Source organism: Campylobacter sp. US50a, from assembly GCF_004379015.1.
GTDB classification, from domain to species: Bacteria; Campylobacterota; Campylobacteria; order Campylobacterales; family Campylobacteraceae; genus Campylobacter_D; species Campylobacter_D jejuni.
In genome coordinates this window covers 1-2412 of record NZ_RYYJ01000031.1, presented here as the reverse complement: position 1 = coordinate 2412, position 2412 = coordinate 1, and the positions used below count along the sequence as shown (strand labels likewise).

The window sequence follows — 2412 nt, the reverse complement described above, 5'->3', positions numbered from 1 at the left end:
AAAATACCAGCATCACTTCCACCTTCTACTCTAGAGCCTTCACCAGATAAAATCATTTCTCCACTTAAAGAAGCTCCGCTATCTAATCTTATACCACTAATATCACCTTTAATAACACCACCATTTGTAAGTTCTATTTTTTGAGTTCGTGAGCCAACATCTAAGGAAATTCCATAACTATCGCCATAAACTCCACTTGCTGTACCATCTTTTTTTGAACTTGCTCCATCTATATATAAATCCCCTAGAGTTTGCCATTGACCCACTCCTATTCCTATGTATTTGCCATGAATTACACCTCCATCTTTTATGGTAAGTGTTCCAAATTTACCCCAAGTTACCATTATGCCAGAATAATTTGATTCTATAGTTCCTGTGTTGATAATGTTTTCTATGGAGCCACCATTTTCTAGTTTTATACCAGCATGATTACTGTAATTACCATTAGATATTATAGTTCCTGAATTTTCAAGAGTTTGTATATTGCCACCATATACAAATATGCCAGAAGAGTTACCATTGATAGTTCCATTATTATTAAAACTATTTATAGTAGTATTTTTTCCTTCGAAAAAAACTCCATCATTTGATTTAATAGTTCCACTATTGTTAAATTTATCAATATTAAGAGTTCCTGAATTACCACCCCAAACTCCCATGTAAATTTGACCATTAACTTGACCTGTATTTTCAAAGGTATTAACAGTGATGGTTCCTTTAAAATCGTTATCATGCTCTACACTTACCTTACCATTGATGGTTCCATTATTGGTAAGATTTGCAAGAGTAAGAGTGTTACTACCATTAGCATGAGCATAGATGATACTATTGTTGTTACCCTCATTGCCCAAAGTTCCACCTGCTTCAATTATTATGGTATGTGGACCTGAATCAGAAATGTTGATTGTACTAGTCTCTAAGGTGTTTATAGTCGTATTAACTCTAGCTTGAGGAGTATAAACACTTGCTACTGGTCTAGCTTTAACATTTTTATTTATTTCATCATAAGTTTTTATTTCAGAATTTAATTTAGCATTAGCACAACTTGCCAAAAAAGAAATAGTAGCTAAAGATAAAACTATCTTTTTAGAATTTAAACAGGGTTCTTTAACCCCCCCCCCATGGACACTTTATTTGAAATAATATTTTTACTCAAATATTTTTCTCCTTCCTTATTTAAAATGGTTTATTTTGAAATTAATTTCATATTATTTATTTTTAAATAATAATATAAAATATAAAAATAAAATAGCGGAATAATAAAATATTTAAACTTAAAATATAATTAAATACTAATTATTATAAAACTATATAGTTTGAATTTAAATTTTATTTTATAAAAAAATTGATTTAATGGGAGTAAATTTATATGAAATGTTATTTTACAAAACACAACGAAGATTTAAGTTGTATAAGCGTGAATTTTCACGCTTACTCTAGTTCATATTTTTTCATCAAAGTATTGTAAAATCCATTGGTTTTTACCTCGTCTATACCTTTGTCAAAAATTTTTACCAATTCTTTTTGTTTGTTTTTATCAAAAGCAAAGCTAAAGCCTTCTCCACCATCCATTTCTTGGTAAAAACTTACCAATTCTGGATTTTCAGCTAAAAAACCTTTAGCAGTATCTTCATCTGCGATAATAGCATCAATTTTCTTGTTTTTTAGTGCTAAAACAGCAATATTTAAATCTTTATTGCTTTGCACTTGTGCATTTTTGATAGCTTTTGCAGTATTTTCTTGTAAAGTTCCTAGTTGAACTCCTATTTTTTTACCTTCTAAATCATTTTTTGTTTGAAGTAAATTGTTACTTTTTAGTTTAAGATAAAGATTTTTACTCATATAGTAAGGTTTGGTAAAATCAACACTCTGTCTTCTTTCATCCGTTGCACTCATAGCCGAGGCAATCATATCGATTTTACCGGCTTTTAAAGCAGGTATTAACCCATCGAAATTAGTCTCAACCCAAACAATTTTAATACCATTTTTTTGGGCAATCTCTTCTACTAGATCCGTATCAAAACCTGTAAGTTTTGAATTTTCTTTATAGTTAAAAGGTTTATAGTTTGGGGCGGTTCCAACCTTTAATTCTACGCTTGCATTTGTTTCTTTGTTTTTAGAATCATTGCAAGCGTTTAAAAATAAGCCAATCAAAGCAACTAAAACAACACTAAATATTTTTTTCATTTTCTTCCTTTGATATAAAATGTTTTAAAATTATACTTATTTTAAATTTATATTTAATTAAGTCTGATTGCTTTTTGCAATTTTAAATTATATAATCTTTAAAATATATTTTTATACAAAATTTTCAAAAACCTACCAAATATTTATATTGTTTAATCCCTCTTTAAGTTTAATTGGTTATACTTTCATTTCCTTTTTTGAAAAAAGGACTTAAAATCTTTTAAA

1 protein-coding gene and 1 pseudogene are annotated in these 2412 nt (G+C 28.4%); both read right to left on the bottom strand.

Going from position 1 to position 2412, the window contains the following annotated elements:
- Positions 1-1052 (bottom strand): annotated as a pseudogene (locus ELQ11_RS10175) (hypothetical protein); the annotation flags it as partial.
- 379 nt (positions 1053-1431) lie between these two features.
- Positions 1432-2187 (bottom strand): basic amino acid ABC transporter substrate-binding protein, encoded by a 756-nt coding sequence (locus ELQ11_RS09395; protein WP_070243254.1) that lies wholly within the window; start codon positions 2185-2187, stop codon positions 1432-1434.
- Positions 2188-2412: the final 225 nt, after the last annotated feature.